Origin of the sequence: Exiguobacterium alkaliphilum 12/1 (genome assembly GCF_000714435.1) — a bacterium.
Taxonomy (GTDB): Bacteria; Bacillota; Bacilli; order Exiguobacteriales; family Exiguobacteriaceae; genus Exiguobacterium; species Exiguobacterium alkaliphilum.
On sequence record NZ_JJMW01000030.1, the window covers coordinates 1 to 1,272 of the forward strand.

General features: G+C 58.7%; 1 protein-coding gene. It reads left to right on the top strand.

The window, feature by feature from the left end; translation table 11 throughout:
- Positions 1-37: 37 nt before the first annotated feature.
- On the top strand, positions 38-1,156 hold the full coding sequence (locus RT52_RS07230) for a TlpA family protein disulfide reductase (protein ID WP_034814312.1): 1,119 nt from the start codon (positions 38-40) through the stop codon (positions 1,154-1,156).
- Positions 1,157-1,272: the final 116 nt, after the last annotated feature.

Below are 1,272 nucleotides of genomic sequence, written 5' to 3' on the forward strand. Positions count from 1 at the left end.
ACACTCGTCTGGGCGCTTTTTCTCTAGGAGGGATGATGTGATTGCAATCGGTCCATTGAATATCCGGCTCGACCTGCTCGTCTTCATGGTCAGCCTGCTCTTGTTATACATCGGCTTTAGAAAAATCGGGTTGACGGAAAAAGAACGGGACGCCGTCCTCGGCACATGGTTCGCCGGCTTTCTCGCTTGGAAAGGCAGCGCCGTCTTGATCGGCCTCGTCTCGACCGGCAGCCTGTCACTCGCCTTATACGCCACTGGCGGGAATTGGTCGATCGCCATCGCCGCATTCGTCATCGGACTGTTCGTCTTTCGGCTCGACAAGCAGCTTTACGGCTATTGGGCGTTGTCCGGTCTCGTCTTATGGCTCGGGATGACGCTCGCCGTCCCGCGTTACGCCGCGTTCCCCCTTTTTGCTTCACTCCAACCGCTCCACCTATACACGGCCGGGCTCATTGTCGTGTTGATGCTGTTGACGTGGCGTTGGATGCGGACGCCGTCGCACGGTTCGCTCGTCTGGACGATCACCGGCGCGATGTTCATCTGGGTGTTACGTGAGGGCGCGACCGGGACGTGGCACATGTGGGCGCTCGGATTGTTTATCGGTCTAGTCGTGCTTGCGACGACCCTCGCCCGCCCCACGCGAAAAGCCGTTCAACTCACACTCGGCATCGTCGTCGCGCTCGCCATCATCAATGCGAGTCTGCCCGACCAGACACCGACGCTCGAGGCGACCGCAACGTCCGGATTGAACATCGGTCAAGTGCCCCCGGACTTCGAGTTGAAGCGAACAGACGGCAGTACGTTCCGATTGGAAGACTTGCGCGGACAACGCGTCGTCATCAACTTCTGGGCGTCGTGGTGCCCCCCATGTCGCGCCGAGATGCCCGATATGGCCGCGTTCGCCCGCTCGACCGATGAGGTGACGATCGTCGCTGTGAATACGACGACGAGTGAACGGGATGTTGAAGACGCCACATCGTTCGTGGCCCCGTATGAAGATGCGTTCGAAGTCGTCTATGATCGAGACGGGGCCGTTGCGAACGGATACCGCATCCAAGCGATGCCGACGACGTACGTGCTCGATGAGTCTGGCGTCATCACCGCGAAACAGTTCGGTGCCATCGACAGAGCGTGGCTCGATGCCCGGACAAGATAAAAACCGTCGAAGTTTCGGCGGTTCAGACTGTAGACAAAACATTGTCTGCAGTTTTTTTATTTGTCCAACCGGGCACAGCTCGCTTTTCTGGGGGCAAGCAGGGAGCCGCATCGCTT